General features: G+C 67.0%; 15 protein-coding genes and 1 riboswitch. Of the genes, 5 read left to right on the top strand and 10 right to left on the bottom strand.

What is annotated here, in order from left to right; genetic code table 11:
• Positions 1-38: 38 nt before the first annotated feature.
• From ACZ9CK_RS03595 to ACZ9CK_RS03580, 4 genes are all read right to left on the bottom strand, one after another.
• Complete coding sequence (locus tag ACZ9CK_RS03595; protein ID WP_476049262.1) at positions 39-575, bottom strand: MarR family winged helix-turn-helix transcriptional regulator; 537 nt, start codon at positions 573-575, stop codon at positions 39-41.
• 174 nt (positions 576-749) lie between these two features.
• Positions 750-2,462 (bottom strand): thiamine pyrophosphate-binding protein, encoded by a 1,713-nt coding sequence (locus ACZ9CK_RS03590; protein WP_476049261.1) that lies wholly within the window; start codon positions 2,460-2,462, stop codon positions 750-752.
• Positions 2,463-2,464: 2 nt separating this feature from the next.
• Complete coding sequence (gene speB / locus ACZ9CK_RS03585) at positions 2,465-3,529, bottom strand: agmatinase (protein ID WP_476049260.1); 1,065 nt, start codon at positions 3,527-3,529, stop codon at positions 2,465-2,467.
• Positions 3,530-3,718: 189 nt separating this feature from the next.
• Positions 3,719-4,405, bottom strand: a complete 687-nt coding sequence (locus ACZ9CK_RS03580; RefSeq protein WP_426302390.1) for a hypothetical protein — start codon at positions 4,403-4,405, stop codon at positions 3,719-3,721.
• Positions 4,406-4,669: 264 nt separating this feature from the next.
• Between ACZ9CK_RS03580 and ACZ9CK_RS03575 the strand changes: the two genes are divergently transcribed.
• Complete coding sequence (locus ACZ9CK_RS03575; RefSeq protein WP_476049259.1) at positions 4,670-6,640, top strand: APC family permease; 1,971 nt, start codon at positions 4,670-4,672, stop codon at positions 6,638-6,640.
• An 83-nt stretch (positions 6,641-6,723) separates the two neighbouring features.
• On the opposite strand, the gene ACZ9CK_RS03570 is transcribed toward ACZ9CK_RS03575, so the two are convergent.
• Positions 6,724-7,299, bottom strand: coding sequence for a helix-turn-helix domain-containing protein (locus tag ACZ9CK_RS03570; protein ID WP_426302388.1), 576 nt, complete (start codon positions 7,297-7,299; stop codon positions 6,724-6,726).
• A 259-nt stretch (positions 7,300-7,558) separates the two neighbouring features.
• Between ACZ9CK_RS03570 and ACZ9CK_RS03565 the strand changes: the two genes are divergently transcribed.
• The gene (locus tag ACZ9CK_RS03565) at positions 7,559-9,100 is read left to right on the top strand and encodes a sodium:solute symporter family protein (protein WP_426302387.1); all 1,542 of its coding nucleotides are present in this window, start codon (positions 7,559-7,561) and stop codon (positions 9,098-9,100) included.
• A 133-nt stretch (positions 9,101-9,233) separates the two neighbouring features.
• Positions 9,234-9,353: riboswitch (SAM riboswitch) on the top strand.
• Between the two features lie 15 nt (positions 9,354-9,368).
• Positions 9,369-9,647 (top strand): hypothetical protein, encoded by a 279-nt coding sequence (locus ACZ9CK_RS03560; RefSeq protein ID WP_476049258.1) that lies wholly within the window; start codon positions 9,369-9,371, stop codon positions 9,645-9,647.
• Between the two features lie 8 nt (positions 9,648-9,655).
• Here ACZ9CK_RS03560 and ACZ9CK_RS03555 read toward each other — a convergent pair whose 3' ends face one another.
• A complete protein-coding gene (locus tag ACZ9CK_RS03555) occupies positions 9,656-9,859 on the bottom strand; it encodes a hypothetical protein (RefSeq protein WP_426302385.1) in 204 nt (67 codons plus the stop codon).
• 221 nt (positions 9,860-10,080) lie between these two features.
• On the opposite strand from ACZ9CK_RS03555, the gene ACZ9CK_RS03550 reads away from it, so the two are divergent.
• On the top strand, positions 10,081-11,232 hold the full coding sequence (locus ACZ9CK_RS03550) for a VIT1/CCC1 transporter family protein (protein WP_476049257.1): 1,152 nt from the start codon (positions 10,081-10,083) through the stop codon (positions 11,230-11,232).
• A gap of 40 nt (positions 11,233-11,272) precedes the next feature.
• A complete protein-coding gene (locus ACZ9CK_RS03545; RefSeq protein ID WP_476049256.1) occupies positions 11,273-12,199 on the top strand; it encodes a matrixin family metalloprotease in 927 nt (308 codons plus the stop codon).
• Positions 12,200-12,293: 94 nt separating this feature from the next.
• On the opposite strand, the gene purU is transcribed toward ACZ9CK_RS03545, so the two are convergent.
• From purU to ACZ9CK_RS03525, 4 genes are read right to left on the bottom strand one after another with little or no spacing between them, the layout of a single operon-like run.
• The gene (purU, locus tag ACZ9CK_RS03540; RefSeq protein ID WP_426302382.1) at positions 12,294-13,193 is read right to left on the bottom strand and encodes a formyltetrahydrofolate deformylase; all 900 of its coding nucleotides are present in this window, start codon (positions 13,191-13,193) and stop codon (positions 12,294-12,296) included.
• Positions 13,193-13,831: a sarcosine oxidase subunit gamma gene (locus tag ACZ9CK_RS03535; protein WP_426302381.1), complete on the bottom strand. Its 639-nt coding sequence runs from the start codon at positions 13,829-13,831 to the stop codon at positions 13,193-13,195. Before ACZ9CK_RS03535 ends, purU begins: the two co-directional genes overlap by 1 nt.
• Positions 13,824-16,769 carry a 2Fe-2S iron-sulfur cluster-binding protein gene (locus ACZ9CK_RS03530; protein WP_426302380.1) on the bottom strand — a complete coding sequence of 982 codons (2,946 nt, stop codon included), beginning with the start codon at positions 16,767-16,769 and terminating at the stop codon, positions 13,824-13,826. Before ACZ9CK_RS03530 ends, ACZ9CK_RS03535 begins: the two co-directional genes overlap by 8 nt.
• A complete protein-coding gene (locus ACZ9CK_RS03525) occupies positions 16,766-17,071 on the bottom strand; it encodes a sarcosine oxidase subunit delta (protein ID WP_426302379.1) in 306 nt (101 codons plus the stop codon). Before ACZ9CK_RS03525 ends, ACZ9CK_RS03530 begins: the two co-directional genes overlap by 4 nt.
• Positions 17,072-17,094 lie beyond the last annotated feature (23 nt).

The raw sequence follows: 17,094 nt of genomic DNA, 5'->3' as shown, positions 1-17,094 counted from the left end.
GTGCCTTGTCGCCGGTGGTGCCGGCCGCCGTCGGGCTCTCAAGCGTTTGCTTTGCCAAGGCTCGTTGCCTCCTCTGTGGTGTGGTTCAGTGTGGAAGGTCCGGCCGCCTTTGCCCGGATGGAATGGTGTTGCTCCCGGATCGACCGGTTGAGTGAGTCCGTCAGCTTCTCGATGACGCGCCCCGCTTCCAGGGCATCTTCCTCGCTCCATTCGGCGAGGTAGCCGCGGAGCCTGGCGCTGCGCTCTTCTTCGAATTCACGCAGCTGGGCCAGGCCCTCCTCGGACAATGCCACCAGCTGCGCTCGGCCGTCCGCGGGATCCGGACGCCGGACCACCAGGCCGAGTTCCTCGAGTTCGGCGATGTGCCGGCTGAGGACCGGCGGGCTGACGCCAAGCCGCGACGCCAGGTGCGTGGCGCGGGACTCCCCTTCCCCGATGAAGCGCAGGACGCCCTGGAGGGCGAAACCGACCTTGGCATCGCGTGCCACGCTGGTGCTGACGATGCACCGCAGCACGCGTTGGAGGTCGAAGATCCGGTGGACGAGCTCGGTCGCGGTGCCGGAAGCGACGGACATGTGGATCACCTCAATTGTTTGCCTAAAGCAACTATAAACATAAAAGGTTGCTTTGGGAAACTAACTGCGAGGAGGATCACTTAAACGCCAAGCGCGAACGAACACTTGGGGCCCCAAATCCGCGGGAAATGGGGCCCCAAGTGTTCGTTCGCGCTAAAGGCGGGAGGTGAAGGCTCAGTCCAGGTGGGTCGGAGCGAACATCTTCAGCAGGGTTTCAACCACGACGACGTTCGGTCCGTCCGCGGCGAAGCCCTCCTTGAGGGCCTCCCCCACGTTTTCCGGGGCCACCCGGCGGGCCGGGACGCCGAAGGATTCGGCGAGCTTCACGAAGTCGGGCCGCGCCAGTTCGGTGGCCGTGGCCTTGCCGAAGGCGCCCACCATGTATTCGCGCAGGATGCCGTAGCCACCGTCGTCCACGATCAGCCAGGTGACCGGGATGTTGTGCTGCTTGGCCGTGGCGAGTTCCGAGATGGAGTACATGGAGGAGCCATCGCCGGACACGGCCAGCACCCGGGCAGGCTTGCCCGTGGTTTCCAGGCCCACGGCACCGCCGATCGCGGCAGGGAAGCCGTAGCCGAGGCCGCCGGCTCCCTGGGCGGAGTGGAACTGGCCCTGCCGGGAATCCCAGCAGCTCCAGGCCCAGTACGCGGAGATGGTCATGTCCCAGAAGGTCTGCATCCCGTCCGGAACGGCCTCGCGGATGTCCGCCATGAACTTCAGTTCCTTCGCCAGGTCCTGTGATTCCAGACGTGCGCTGACCTTCGCCACCGTCTCCTTGACGGTCTCCTCCGGGGTGGCGCCGTGCCAGTTGCGGACCACAGTGTTGGCAGCGCCGGCGGCGGACAGAGCCGTGGAGAGGGCCTCGTCCAGTGCGGCGAGTGCCTGCCCGGCGTCGGCACGGATGCCCAGGCCGGGACGGTTGGATTCGAGCACCCGGGGTTCGGCGTCGATCTGGATGATCCGGCCGCGCGGCTCGAAGGTGAAGTAGTTGGAGGTCACCTCGCCCAGCGAGGAGCCGATGACGAGCAGCACGTCCGCGTCCTCAAGAAGATCGGTCATGTACCGGTCCTCGATCCAGGACTGCAGCGACAGCTCGTGGTTCCACGGGAACGCGCCGTTGCCACCCGGGGTGCAGATCACCGGGGCACGCAGCTGCTCGGCAAGCGAAAGCAACGACTTCTCAGCCCGGCCGCGCCGGGTTCCGCCGCCGGCGATGATCGCGGGGCGTTCCGCCGTCGCGAGCCACTTCACGGCTTCCCGGACCAGTTCCACGCGCGGCGGATTGTCCGCGGCTTCGGCGAGGGCGTCTTCCACCGGCGGAACCATGATGGGGTCGAGCAGCACGTTCTGCGGGATCTCGATCCAGACCGGGCCTTGCGGCGAGGAGATCGCCTCGGTCCAGGCGTCCTGGATGGCCGAAGGAATGCCCGAGGCATGCTGGATGAGGCGCTGGCTCTTGGTGACGTTGGCCGCGGAGGCCTTCTGGTCGTCGAGCTGGTGCAGCATGCCCTTGCGCCGGGCGCCCAGGCCCTCGAGCGGGATCTGGCTGGCCACGACCACCATCGGCACGCCGGTGGCGTAGGCCTCCTGCAGGCCGGCGAGGGAAGTCAGCGCACCCGGACCGGTGGACAGGAACAGCACACCCACCTCGCCGGTGGCGCGGGAGTAGCCGTCCGCGGCGAAGGCCGAGTTGTTCTCGACGCGCGAGGAAACGAACTGCAGGTTCCCGCGGCCCATAGCGTCGAACAGGCCCAGGGCGTGCTGGCCCGGGATGCCGAAGACCGTCTTCGCGCCGAGCGCCTCAAGGGTCTCGACGACGAGGTCCCCGCCGTTGCGCTGGCTGGTGCCTTTGGTGGGGGCTGCTGTGCCCGGATCGAAATCGATCACGGCTACTCCTTGCCGGCAGCCGCGAAGCCGGCCGGACGGCGGACCGTCTGGCCGAGAGCCTGCTGCGCGTAGCCGGTCTCGGCTCCGTGGCGGTCGCCCTCGACGGCGTTGTCGGCCAGGAGGGTGACGAGCTCGTAGGCCACGTGGCTGGCGGCAACGCCGGTGATCTCGGCGTGGTCGTAGGCCGGGGAGACTTCCACGACGTCGGCGCCCACGAGATTCATGCCACGGAAGCCGCGGATGATCTCAAGCAGCTCGCGGCTGGTGATGCCGCCGGCTTCCGGGGTGCCGGTGCCGGGTGCGTGCGCGGGGTCCAGGACGTCGATGTCCACGGAGATGTACAGCGGTCGGCTGCCGATGCGGTCGCGGATCTTCTCCACGGTTTCCAGTACGCCCTGGTAGTAGACGTCGGCCGAGGTGACGATGCCGAAGCCGAAGCGGTGGTCGTCGTCGAGGTCCTTCTTGCCGTAGAGCGGGCCGCGGGTACCGACGTGGCTGATGGCCTCGGTGTCCAGGATGCCTTCCTCGACCGCGCGCCGGAACGGGGTGCCGTGGGTGTATTCGGCACCGAAGTAGGTGTCCCAGGTGTCCAGGTGGGCGTCGAAGTGCAGCATGGCGACCGGCTCGCCGGCACGTTCAGCAGCGGCGCGCAGCAGGGGCAGGGCGATGGTGTGGTCGCCGCCGAGGGTCACGAGCTTGCTGCCGTTGGCCGTCAGGTCCAGGGCGTTCTGCTGGATGGTCTCGATGGCTTCGTTGATGTTGAAGGGGTTCACGGCCATGTCGCCGGCGTCGGCCACCTGGACGTTCTCGAAGGGGCTGACGTCCCAGGCCGGGTTGTATGGGCGCAGGAGGCGGCTGGCTTCGCGGATGTGGTTCGCGCCGAAGCGGGCCCCCGGGCGGTAGGAAACGCCGGAGTCGAACGGCACGCCCACCACCGTGACGTCGGCCTTGGCAACCTGGTCCAGGCGCGGGAGGCGCGCGTAGGTGGCGGCACCGGCGTAGCGCGGGATGCGGGATGAATCAATGGGGCCAAGGTTTCCGTTGGCTTCGATGCGGAGCTCTTCCACAGCGGCCTCTCTCCTTCGAGATCGAGTCAGGGTGTGACAGTCATCATACACACAAAGTTTCCTTATATGCATCACATGTTTACAAAATTCCGCGTCCCTGACAACGGCGCGACGGCGGCCGGGCACCTGGAGTGACCGGCCGCCGTCGCGCCGTACTCACGTCATACTCACCTCATTGCGGCGCAGCCGCTACTTGTAGCTGACGCTCATCAGCAGGGCCTTCAGCTGCGCATACTCCGCCGTCCCCATCCAGGCCCTTGCCTCTGCGTCGGACGCGAAGCCGGGGGAATCGATGTAGACCCGGAAGATGCCAACGCCGTTGGGCAGGACCACCTGACCGCTGCCGCTGCCGGTGCTGCCGGAGACGAGCTCATCGGCCCTCCGGACGTCCATGAAGTACTGGTCGTTGACATCGCCGTAGCTGTCCTTGAAGAAGCCGAACGTCGGCTCCCCCGCGAAGCCCGCCAAGCCGGGCACGGCGGCGGAGTCGAACACGGTACGGTCCACCGGGCCGGACGCGCCGTCGCCGTAGAAGCCACTGACCATGAAGGCCACCGCCTTGCCCTTGCTGCGGATCGTCGCTTCCACGCATTCGGCCGGCCCGCCCGGAACGGTGGGGCATTCCGCGGTGGCGACCGACCAGCCTGCCGGGTACTGGAAGGAAAGGTGTCCATCCGGGAAGGTGAAGGCCTTCACCGGCTTCGTTTCCGGCGCAGTCTTGGCATTGTGCGACGTGGTGGATGCAAGGCTGAGCGCCGGTCCGGAGGTGCGGCCGGAAGGGCTGGCCGCCGGAGACTGCGCACAGGCGGCAGTGGCGCCCAGCGCGATGGCGAGTGCCGCCGTCGCAATGGTTTTCCCAAACGCTGCAGAGTTCATGGTGTTCCCCAATCTTTGAACAGGCTTCCTGGTTGTGATGCAGGGCGCCTCTTGGCCGTTTGAAGTGCCCTGACATTCATATGGTTTCCCGCAAGCGGCCGAAACTTACATCGAATTGAAAAACACTTTCGAAGTCCCCGGAGTGCGCCGAAAGAGACGCCGCTCACACCCGGCGTAAGGATTCCGTAAAGACCGGGTTTCCGGGGCCGGGCGCCGCCTTACGCTCCTTTCTGGAGCAGCTTCCCGGCTGCGCGAAAGGACATCGTGACCACCCTGACGAGGCCGCCGGCAGACCCCTCCAACCGGCGAAAATCCAGCGGAAGCTTCAAGCACTGGCTGCTCGAGGGCATGCCTGAGGCCGGTGGCCGGCCGCGGCAGCACGGCAGGCCGGAAAGCGAGCACAAGCCGCAGTCCTGGTGGAAGGTCATGTGCCTCACCGGCGTCGACTATTTCTCGACCCTCGGCTACCAGCCGGCAATCGCGGCACTCGCGGCGGGGATCGTCTCGCCCCTGGCCACGATCGTCCTGGTAGCGGTCACCCTCCTCGGCGCCCTGCCGGTGTACCGCCGCGTCGCCTCCGAAAGCCCGCGCGGCGAAGGTTCCATCGCGATGCTCGAAAAGCTCCTCCCCCGCTGGGGCGGCAAGCTGTTCGTCCTGGCGCTGCTCGGCTTCGCTGCAACGGACTTCATGATCACCATGACGCTGTCCGCCGCCGACGCGAGCGCGCACGCAGTGGAGAATCCCTTCGCGCCCGAATGGCTGCACGGCCAGGAAATCGCCATCACCCTTGCCCTGATCGCCGCCCTCGGAATCGTCTTCCTGCGCGGGTTCAAGGAAGCCATCAACGTGGCGGTGTTGCTCGTGGGCGTCTACCTGCTGCTCAACGCCGTGGTGGTGCTGGTAGGCCTGTTCCACGTGGCCGCCGAGGCCCACGTCGTCACCGACTGGTGGGCCGCCCTCAACCAGCAGCACGGCAATCCCCTCGTGATGATCGGCATCGCGCTGCTCGTGTTCCCCAAGCTTGCCCTCGGGCTCTCCGGTTTCGAGACCGGCGTCGCCGTCATGCCCCAGATCAAGGGGGCGCCGGACGACACCGAACAGCGGCCCGCAGGCCGCATCCGCGGCACGCACAAGCTGCTCACGACGGCGGCCCTCATCATGAGCGCCTTCCTGGTGGCTTCCAGCTTCATCACCACTTTCCTGATCCCGGCGGCCGAATTCGAGCCGGGCGGCAAAGCCAACGGCCGTGCGCTGGCCTTCCTGGCGCACCAATACCTCGGCGACGCGTTCGGCACCGTCTACGACATCAGCACGATCGCGATCCTCTGGTTCGCCGGCGCGTCTGCCATGGCCGGCTTGCTGAACCTCGTGCCGCGCTACCTCCCGCGCTTCGGCATGGCTCCCTCATGGACCAAGGCCGTCCGCCCGCTGGTCCTGGTGTTCACCGCCGTCGCATTCCTGATCACGGTGATCTTCGAAGCGAACGTGGAGGCACAAGGCGGGGCCTACGCCACCGGCGTGCTGGTGCTGATGACCTCCGCGTCCATCGCGGTGACCCTTTCGGCCAAGCGCCGGAAGCAGCGTGTGAAAACCCTGGCCTTCGGCGCCGTGGCTGTGGTATTCAGCTACACCACGGTGGCCAACGTGGTGGAGCGCCCTGACGGCATCAGGATCGCCGCACTGTTCATCCTGGGCATCCTGCTGGTGAGCTTCGCGTCCCGGGTCCGGCGCTCCTTCGAACTGCGCGCCACCCACATCAAGATGGACGAGAAGGCCTTGGAGTTCACCGCGGCCAATGACGAAGGACCCATCCGGCTCATCGCCCACGAACCGAAACGAGTCGGCGCCGAGCGATACCGGGAGAAGCTGGAACACGCCCAGCAAGCCAACCACTTGCCTGAAGACAGCGATGCCCTGTTCATCGAGATCATCGTGGACGACAGCTCCGATTTCGAACAGGAACTGCTCGTGGAGGGCAAGCACCGCCACGGCTTCAAGGTCCTGGAGGTCCACAGCAACAACGTGCCGAACACCCTGGCCGCAGTCCTGCTGCACATCCGCGACGTCACCGGGCTGATGCCGCACATCTACTTCCGCTGGACCGAGGGCAACCCGATTGCCAACCTCAGCAAGTTCTTGTTCTTCGGCGAAGGGGAAATCGCCCCGGTGACCCGCGAAGTCCTGCGCGAGGCCGAGACCGACGTCACGCGCCGGCCCTGGGTGCACGTCGGCTAAGCTGCGGTTCCTACATTGTGAGGCCCGCTTTACGTCCTTTGGCCAGGTCAAAGGACGTAAAGCGGGCCTCACACGTCCCTCCCCTAGCGGCTGGCGGCCGGCACCAGGATCCAGAGCACCTCGACGGTTTCATCGGTGGGGTTGACCCAGGTGTGCGGTTCGCGGCCCGGGAAGGACAGGGTGTCGCCTTCCTCGAGGTCATACTTTTCGTTGCTCAGGATCAGCTGGATGCGTCCCTTGGTGACGTGCAGGACATCCACGTCGCAATCCACAGCGTAGAGCTCGGACTCGCCGCGGCCCCGCGGCTCGATCACGGCCTGGATGATCTGCAGGCGGCGCTCCGACCGGGCGGTAAGAAGGCGCTCCACGATTCCTTCGCCGCCCAGCGAGATCTTCGGCCCGTCGTCACGGCGCGTCAGGTGCGTCTCCGGTGCCGCGAAAAGCTCGCCGATGGACACGGACAACACCTGGCACAGCGTCACCAGGGACGCCACTGACGGCGAGGTCAGGTCCCGTTCCACCCGGCTGAGGAATCCCTTGGTCAGACCCGTCGCTTCGGCCACCTGCTCGATGGTGAGCCGCTGGGATTGGCGGGCAGCACGGATTCTGGAACCGATGGCAAGCGGAACGTTGCTGGGTTCAACGGGGAGAGCCTTCATTCACGAACCTTTCAGGCCGAAGAAGCGGCCCAGTCATTTGGGCCATAGTATCCGGCGGGGTCCGGTTGCCCGCTTGCCCTGCGCACCCGCCCTTGACTGTTACGCCGATCACTACATATCCTTTCATGCAACAAGTGTTGCCTGCTAGGCAAATGGCAAACTTTCTCCCCAACACACTGCATCGCGGAATGTTCCGATTGACACTGGCGCTGTCATTGAAACGGAACCCGGCCGCTGCGAATATCCCCAGGAGCCGACAATGGACTCATCGTTCCTCAACATCGCCATTGTGGTGGTGTATCTGCTGGCCATGCTGGCCTTTGGCTGGTGGGGCAAGTCCCGCACCAAGAACAACAGTGACTTCCTGGTGGCCGGCCGCCGCCTGGGCCCGTTCCTCTACACAGGCACCATGGCGGCGGTGGTCCTTGGCGGCGCCTCCACGGTGGGCGGCGTGGGCCTCGGCTACAAGTTCGGCATCTCCGGCATGTGGCTCGTCGTCGCGATCGGCACCGGCGTGCTCCTGCTCAGCTTGCTCTTCGCCGGGACGATCCAGCGCCTGAAGATCTACACCGTCTCCCAGATGCTCAGCCTGCGGTACGGCCAGCAGGCCACGCAGACCTCGGGCATCGTCATGCTCGCCTACACCCTGATGCTCTGCGCCACCTCCACCGGCGCCTACGCCACCATCTTCGTGGTCCTCTTCGGCTGGGAACGCTGGCTCGCCATCGCCGTCGGCGGCGCGATCGTGCTGGTCTACTCCACGATCGGCGGCATGTGGTCCATCACCCTGGCCGACCAGGTCCAGTTCGTCATCAAGACCGTCGGCATCTTCTTCCTCATGCTGCCCTTCGCCCTGAACGCGGCAGGCGGCTTTGACGGCATCCGCGAGCGGGTCAACGCCAGCTTCTTCCAGATCGACGGCATCGGCACGCAAACGATCATCACCTACTTCGTCGTCTACACCCTCGGCCTGCTGATCGGCCAGGACATCTGGCAGCGCGTCTTTACGGCCAAGACCCCCAAGGTTGCCCGCTGGGGCGGCGCCACCGCCGGTGTCTACTGCATCCTCTACGGCCTGGCCGGCGCCATCATCGGCCTCGCTGCCCGCGTGGCCCTGCCGAACATCGACGTCAAGGCGCTCGGCAAGGACGTCGTCTACGCCGAAGTTGCCACCCACCTGCTCCCGATCGGCATCGGCGGCCTGGTCATGGCCGCTGCGGTGGCAGCGATGATGTCCACCGCCTCCGGCGCGCTGATCGCCGCCGCAACCGTGGCCCGCGCCGACGTTGTTCCGTTTGTGGCGAGCTGGTTCGGCAAGACCATCCACACAGACGACACCGAGAACCCCGAACACGACGTCAAAGCCAACCGTTACTGGGTCCTCGGCCTGGGCATCCTGGCCGTGCTGATCTCCATGGCGGCGCAGGACGTGGTGGTCGCCCTGACCATCGCCTACGACATCCTGGTGGGCGGCCTCCTTGTCGCGATCCTTGGCGGGCTGCTCTGGAAGCGCGGCACCGGCGTGGGCGCCGCATGGTCCATGGCGGTCGGTTCGGTGCTGACCCTGGCGCTGCTGATCATGTACTCGCTCGGTGTCATCCCGAGCGAAGACGGCGTTTACGCCAACGAGCCCATTTACTGGGGCCTGGGCGCATCGCTTGTCTGCTACGTAGTGGTGTCCCTGCTTACGCCGCCCACGGATCCGGAAGTCCATGAGGCCTGGGAACGCCGGGTTGCCGGGGCTGTCTCCGAAGAACTGCCCTTGGAGGCGCACCCCGTAGCCAGCCACACCGGCCACTAGTCCCCCGACGGCGGTGCCACCTTTCCCAGGTGGCACCGCCGTCGTCGTTCCCGGCTGTGAAGCGTTCCCGGCTGCGGCGCTCCCCGCTGCGGAGCTCCCGGCAGGGCGGGGTGCTGCGCTACAGTGATTCCAGCTTCAAGAGATGTGGCGCCAAGCTCCGACTTGCCACGCACCAACCCCATGTTCACGGGTGGTTCGGATGAGGAAGCGGCCTGCACCGGACCAGAGACAACCGGCCAGGCAAGAGCAACTTCCCAGGAGAAGGCCAATGCCTTTTGATGCCGCCCACGCTGATTTCGCCCGCGCTGACGCAACCTCCGCGGCATGGCCGGTAATTCCCTGCATTGACGCTTCCAGCGGATCGGTGCTGCTGTTCGTGGCCGGCAGGCAGGAACTCCGGCGCTGCGCGGACCCGATGCTCCTCACCCGGGCGCTGTCCCGCGCGGTGCGCCCCGCGCTCTGGTTTCCCGCCGAGCGGAAACTGCTCCTCGCCGTCGCTGCGCGTGGTTACCGCAGGGGCAAGGAACTGTCATTCATCCTGGATTGAGCGCCGGGCTACTCTTCGGCCTCGTCTTCGCGGTGTTCGTCGACGTCGAGCGGGACCACCCGTTCCTCTTCGTCAATGGCGTCGTCTTCTTCGTCCCAGTCCTCATCCACCGCGATGTCCTCGCCGTAGTCGTAGGCGGGATCCGACTCCACGGTGGGACGTTCAGGATGCCGGGCGTGCGTTTCGGTGTTGTCCGTTTCGGTGCTGTCCACAGTGCAACCTCCCGTTCACGTGCGGAGGGCTGCGGGTCGGTCCGGCCGACTGCACGGCCGCGCCGATCCGTGGCCCCTTGTTCCTCCATCTGAGCACTGCCCCTGCCGGGGGTCAAGGGCCGCAGGAAGGCGCCTTCTTAAGGCATGCCGAAACTCCCCAATGAGGATTACCGGCCAAAAAACCGCGGAAATTGGGGCTAATGTGGAGCTGCAATGGGGCGATGAAAACCGCCCCAGCAACCCAGGAGCCACAAGTGCAAGCGCGAAAAGATCCAGTGCAGACGCACAGGGAAGCCCCCTCCCCCGCAGACATCAAGCGGTGGCGGCAGTACCTGGCCGATGAACGCGCCGAAGCCGCGGTGTACCGCGAGCTGGCGCAGCGCCGCGACGGCGAGGAACGCGAAATCCTCTTGTCCCTCGCCGACGCCGAAGGCCGCCACGAAGCCCACTGGCTCCGCTTGCTGGGCGAACATGCGGGAATGCCTAAGGCAGCCTCCATCCGCAGCCAGCTCCTCGGCTTCCTGGCACGGCATTTCGGTTCGGTATTCGTCCTGGCCCTTGCCCAGCGTGCGGAGAGCCGCTCCCCTTATGCCACCGACCCCGCCGCGACGCGCGCCATGGCGGCCGACGAACAGATCCACGAAGAAGTGGTCCGGGGCCTGGCCACCCGCGGCCGCAACCGGCTCTCCGGTTCCTTCCGTGCCGCCGTCTTCGGCGCCAATGACGGCCTGGTCAGCAACCTGTCCCTCGTCATGGGCATGGCGGCCACCGGTGTCCCCGCCACCGTGGTGCTCTTCAGCGGTATCGCCGGGCTGCTGGCCGGCGCGCTGTCCATGGGCGCCGGCGAATACGTCTCGGTGCGTTCCCAGCTGGAACTGCTCAAGGCCACCCGGCCCACCCAGGTCACGCTCTCCGCGGCGCCGTCCCTGGACATCGAGCACAACGAGCTGGTGCTGGTGTACCTCGCGCGGGGCATGAGCCACGAAGCGGCCGAGCACCGCGCCGCCGAACGCATGGGCGTCTACTCCTGCGACTGCGATCCTTCCTTGTCGCTGCACCCGGAGGAAGAGGAGACCCCGGACGAGCACGAGGCCGTCGGTTCGGCCTGGGGGGCGGCACTGTCCAGCTTCTGCTTCTTCGCCTCCGGGGCCGTCGTGCCGATCCTGCCGTTCATCCTGGGACTTGGCGGTTTCGCCGCGCTCGTGGTGGCCGGTACTCTGGTGGGCGTCGCGCTCCTCGGAACGGGCGCCGTCGTTGGTCTGCTTTCGGGCACCTCGCCCCTCACGCGCGGCCTCCGGCAGCTGGCGATCGGCCTTGGCGCCGCCGGCGCAACCTACGGACTGGGCCTGCTCTTCGGCGCTGTCGTAGGCTAAGCGGCATCGCGGCCGCTTTGTCTACAACGCAGGGAGCAGGATGTACCCGGATTTCGAGCCCGACGGCGGGCGGCCGCCACGGCGTCGGCGCACCGGCCTGTATCTGCTCCGCAATCTCCTCGTGGTGGCCGTTGCGACGGTCGTAGCCCTGATGGCCAGCGGCATCCTGCGCGGCGATCCGCGCATAACCTCCCTGTTCCCGGCCCTGCCGGGCATTACCCGGGAAGCTCCGGAAAAGAACCCCCATCCCGGCCCGGCAGGGACCGGCGCAGCGCCGGGCACCACGAAGCAGCAGGATGACGCTCCTCCGCCCGGCCTCGAAGAAGCGGGACACCCCTTGCTCACGCCCGCGAAGCCCGCGGTCGAAAGCACCTCCTACAAGTTCCTGGCCGCGAACCCGGACGGGACCCCGGTGGGCTACTCCCCCTGCCGGCCGGTGCATTACGTGGTCAACGCCGAGCTCGCCCCGGCCGGTTCGGAAGGCCTGCTGGAGGACGCTGTGGCGAAGATTTCAGCCGCCACGGGATTGAAGTTCATCAACGACGGCGCCACCAAGGAGAAGCCCACCGACAAGCGCGAGGCCTACCAGCCCAAGCTGTACGGGAACCGCTGGGCACCACTGCTGCTCTCCTGGACCACGCCTGCGGCGTCACCCGCGCTGGCTGGCAAGGTGATCGGCACCGGCGGCAGCACCGCCTACAGCTTCGGCTCGGGGCCGCGCAGCTATGTCTCGGGCCGCCTGGACCTGGACACCCCGCAGATCACCGAACTCCTGGGCCTGCCCGGCGGAGCCGACTACGTCTCGGCGGTCATGCAGCACGAACTGGGCCATGTGGTGGGCCTGGACCACGTGGACGATCCGGTGCAGCTCATGTACCCGGAAATCGGCGCACCGGACGGCCTGGCGGCCGGGGACCTCACCGGCCTCTACAAGCTGCACTCGGCGCACTGCCGGAAGGATCTCTAGTTCCCACGCCTTAACGCAAGATGCCCGACGGCGGTGCGTACCGCCGTCGGGCATTTCCTGCTTCCCGTGAACAGGCTTATTGGGGGGATCCGTCCTACTTGAGGACCACCGTGCGGTTGCCCTGCAGGATCACCCGGCCCTCGCAGTGCCAGCGCACCGCGTTGCTGAGGGCCTTGCATTCGGAGTCACGGCCGACGGCGACGAGGTCTTCCGGGCCGTAGGTGTGGTCCACTTCGAGGACCTGCTGGGAGATGATCGGACCCTCGTCCAGTTCTCCGTTGACGTAGTGCGCGGTGGCACCCACCGTCTTCACACCGCGGGCGTAGGCCTGGTGGTACGGCTTGGCACCCTTGAAGCTGGGCAGGAAGGAGTGGTGGATGTTGATCGCACGGCCGTCCAGCTTGCGGGCGAGGTCGTCGCTGAGCACCTGCATGTAGCGGGCCAGGACCACCAGCTCCACGTCCAGTTCGTCGATGATCTCCAGCAACCGGGCCTCGGCCTGCGGCTTGATCTCCGCCGTCACGGGAACGTGGAAGAACGGGATGCCGTGCCACTCCACCAGGCCCTGGTGGTCCGTGTGGTTGGACACGACGCCCACGATCTCGATGGGCAGTTCGCCCACCCGGGCACGGAACAGCAGGTCGTTCAGGCAGTGCCCGAACTTGGAGACCATGATCAGCACCCGGCGCTTGGAGCCGTGGCGTTCCAGCTGCCAGCGCATGCCGAACTTCTCCGCGATCGGCCCGAAGGCCTCCCGCAGGGTCTCCAGCGTCGAGTCGTCGCCCGTGGAGGAGAAGTGCACCCGCATGAAGAAGTGCGCGTCATCGCGGGAGCCGAACTGCTTGTTGTCCACGATGTCGCAGCCCTGCTCCAGCAGGAAGCCGGAGACCGCGTGGACGATGCCCGGGGTTTCCGCGCAGTCCAGGGTCAGGACATGCTCAACCGTGGTTTCGGCGCTGTTGCCGGTCCCGCGCTCGGTAATGGCCGCAGTCATCACGGCACCTCCGGCGATGCGAACTCACGCATGCCGTCCACCAGCCAGCGGCCCAGGAAGTCGGCGAAGGACGCGCGGGGCAGCACCTGGAAGGTGTCTTCACCGCTCTTCCAAAGGACCGCCGGAATGTGGCCGATTTCGGTGGACACCGCGGTGCCTGCCTTGAAGGAACGCGGGTGCAGGTCCAAGGAGCAGCCCTTTTCCAGGACGTCGCGGGCCCGGGTGCCGGAGAGCTCAAAGACGGTGCGGTTGGCCGAAAGGTCCACCACCTGGCCCTGCCCGTCGCCGAGGGCTTCGCCCAGTGCCTGGAGCAGGTCGCCGCCCAGCGACTGGTGGGCGCTTTCCGGCGCGATCACCAGGAACTCGGCCGGGCCGAGCCACAAGGTGGACACGCCGCCGTGTTCGACGACCTCGCCGCAGGCGGCCGGCAGGCCGCCGGACACCGAGGCGATGCGCCCGCCGGCTTCGCTGTCCCGCTGGACGCGGATGCCGGCCATGGTCTGGAACGGGATTTCCTTGATTTCCGCGACGCCGGCCAGCGATGCGGACTCAAAGGTTCCGGCGAGGTGTGCCGCCGGGCTGCGGCGGGCCGCCCGGACTCCGCTGTTGCTTGCGGTTGTTGCTGCTGTCTCAACCATCTTTGCGGTTCCCTTCAGGATCGAAAAGTACTGTTTCGCCGACCGTCACGTCCACGAGCTGATCGCCGACGGCGGCCACCAGGGTCTCGCCGATGCGGTTGCGGCCGTTGCGGATCAGGGCCAGGCCGAAGGAACGGCCGAGTGCGGCGCTGTGGTAGCTCGAGGTCACGAAGCCTTCCATCGGGACGGGGCCGTAGGCGGGGTTGACCGCGATGCCCTTCTCCACGAGCTGGGTGCCTTCGGGGAGCCTGAGCGAGCCGTCCACCGGGAGCACGCTGACCAGGTGCTTGCGGTCCTCGCGCTGGGCATCCACCCGGCTGTAGGAACGCTTGCCGATGAAGTCCTTGGCCTTGGAGACGATCCACTCCATGCCCGCGTCCTGCGGGGTGACCGTGCCGTCGGTGTCCTGGCCGACGATCGGGTAGCCCTTTTCGGCGCGGAGCACGTGCATGGTTTCGGTGCCGTACGGGGTGATGTTGAACTCGGCGCCGGCCGCTGCCACGGCTTCCCAGGTGTTCAGGCCGTACCAGGACGGCACGTTGATTTCGTAGGCCAGTTCACCGGAGAAGGAAATCCGGCAGACGCGGGCCCGGACGCCGGAAGCCAAGGTGGTTTCGCGGAAGGTCATGAACGGGAAGTTCTCCGCGTCCAGACCGCCGTCCACCGCCAGTTCCGGGGCCACCTTGGCGATGACCGCACGGGACTTCGGCCCGACGACGGCAATCGTGCTCCACTGCTCGGTGACCGAGGTGCTCGCTACGTCCAGTTCCGGCCATTCGGTCTGGTGCCATTCCTCCAACCAGTCCAGCACCTTGGCGGCACCGCCGGTGGTGGTGGTCATGAAGAAGCGGTCTTCGTCCAGGCGCAGGGTCACGCCGTCGTCGAAGATCATGCCGTCCGGGGTGCACATGACACCGTAGCGGGCAGACCCGGGGGCGAGCTTCTTGAAGGCGTTGGTGTAGATGCGGTTGAGGAACTCGCCCGCATCCTTGCCACGGATCTCGATCTTGCCCAGGGTGGTGGCATCCATGAAGCCCACGGACTCACGCACCGCGGCACATTCGCGCAACACAGCTGCGTCCATGTCCTCGCCCGCCTGCGGGTAGTACCACGGGCGCTTCCACTGCCCGACGTCCTCGAACAGTGCGCCCTTCTCCACGTGCCACGGGTGGATGGAGGTGACCCGGGCGGGGTCGAACAGCTCGCCGCGCTGGCGTCCTGCCAGTGCCGCGAAGGCCACCGGGGTGAACGGCGCACGGTAGGTGGTGGTGCCGATCTCGCCGATGCCGGCAGCGGCAGCGCCTTCGGACTTCAGCGCGGCGGCGATGACGCCGATCGCGTTGACGCCGGAGGTCTTGCCCTGGTCGTTGGCGGTGCTGATGGAGGTGTAGCGCTTGACGTGTTCCACCGAGCGCATGCCGGCACCGGTGGAACGCAGGACATCCGCCACGGACTGGTCCCGCTGGAAGTCCACGAAGTGGTGGTGCCACTCCCCTGCCGTGCCCTGCTGGCCCGGAACCAGCCAGAGCTGGCGGGTGGGGGCGGAGGCGACGGGCGCCTTGGCCTCGACCGGAGAGGTTTCACTTTCGAAGCCGGCGGCGATCGCGGCGGCCGCACCGGCGCTGATGCCTTCGGCCAGGCAGTCGGCCAGTTCGTAGCTGCCGCGGCCCGAGCCGACAACCTGCTGGTCCTTGACCACGGAGCTCGGCACGAAGCCGGCCAGCTCCTCGTCCCAGCGCAGCTTGCCCTGGCGCTGGCTGTGGAGGTGGACCACCGGGCTCCAGCCGCCGGACACGGCGAGCAGATCGCAGGCGAACTGTTCGACGCCGGAGGTGAGTTCGCCGTCGTCGTTGATGCTGCGGACGGTGACGCCGTCCAGGCGTCCGTCTTCGGCGCGGCCCGTGGTATCAGCGACGGCACTGCCGATCAGCACCCGGGTACCGGACTCGACGACGGCGGCAGCCGCGGCGCTCAGCTGCGAACGGGCGTCCACGACGGCGGCAACCTTGATGCCGGCAGCCTGGAGGTCCGCGGCGAGGGCGTAGGCGGAGTCGTTGGTGGTGCTGATGACCACGCGGGAGCCTGCGGCGACGGCGTAGCGGTTCAGGTAGCTGCGCACGGCCGAGGCGAGCATGATGCCCGGGCGGTCGTTGTTTTCGAACACCAGCGGGCGCTCGTGGGCACCCGGGGCCAGCACCACCTGGGCGGCGCGGATGTGCCAGATGCGCTGGCGGGAAACGCCGTCAGCCGCGGGGGCGTTCAGGTGGTCCGTGCGGTTCTGCGCGGCGATGACGTAGTTGGCATCGTAGGCGCCGAACGCGGTGGTGCGGTTCAGCACGGTGCATTCGGCGGCGGACACCAGTTCGGCTTCGACGTCGGCAACCCATTCGAGGGCCGGCTTGCCTTCGATTTCCTCGGCCAGGCCAGGAACGGTGGAGCCGGAAAGCAGGGCACCGCCGAGCTCGGGCTGGTCGTCGATGAGGATGACGCGGGCTCCCGTGCGGACCGCTTCGCGGGCCGCGGCGAGGCCGGCGACGCCGCCGCCGATCACCAGTACGTCCGTGTGGACGTACTTCTTGTCGTATTCGGCTTTGTCCTCGTTGGGGTCAAGCTTGCCGAGGCCGTTCAGGAGTTCCACCTTCAGGCCGTCCACGAGGGACACGGTGGTGGCCGGGAGCATGGACTCGGCCACGTGGCCCGGGAAACGCGGGGCGATCTTCACCAGGGCGTTGGATTCCTCCACGCCGGCGGACATGATGCCGCGGGGACGGTCCTCGTAGAGGGAGTTGCCCACGGTGACGCGGCCGTTGGCCAGGAGCGCGGAGGCGAGGGTGTCGCCCGGGTGGCCGGTGTATTCCTGGCCGTCCACGGTAAAGCGCCAGGAGATGCTGCGGTCGATGCGGCCGCCGTTGGCGAGGCGGGCGTTCTGGGACGTCACTTGCTTGCTCCTTCCGGGGCCTGTGCGGTGGTTGCGGGGGCTGAAGTTCCCATGGGGTAGATCGCCTGGATTTCGTAGCTCACGGTGTCACGGAGCATGTTGAACCATTGCCGGCACCCGGTGCTGTGCACCCAGCGTTCGGCGTAGGCGCCCTTGGTGTTGTCCCGGTAGAACAGGTACTCGGCCCATTCGCGGTCGTTCAGTGCGTACGGGTCTTCGGGGTAGGCCACGTGGGCCTGGCCGCCGTAGTGGAATTCGGTTTCGTCCCGTGGCCCGCAGTTGGGGCAGGAGATCAGGAGCATGTCCGGCTTCTTTCTGTAATGTC

The sequence above is a fragment of the Arthrobacter sp. TE26545 genome, from assembly GCF_056279005.1.
Note: the sequence above shows the minus strand (reverse complement) of the source record. Positions and strands in the feature narration are given on the sequence as shown.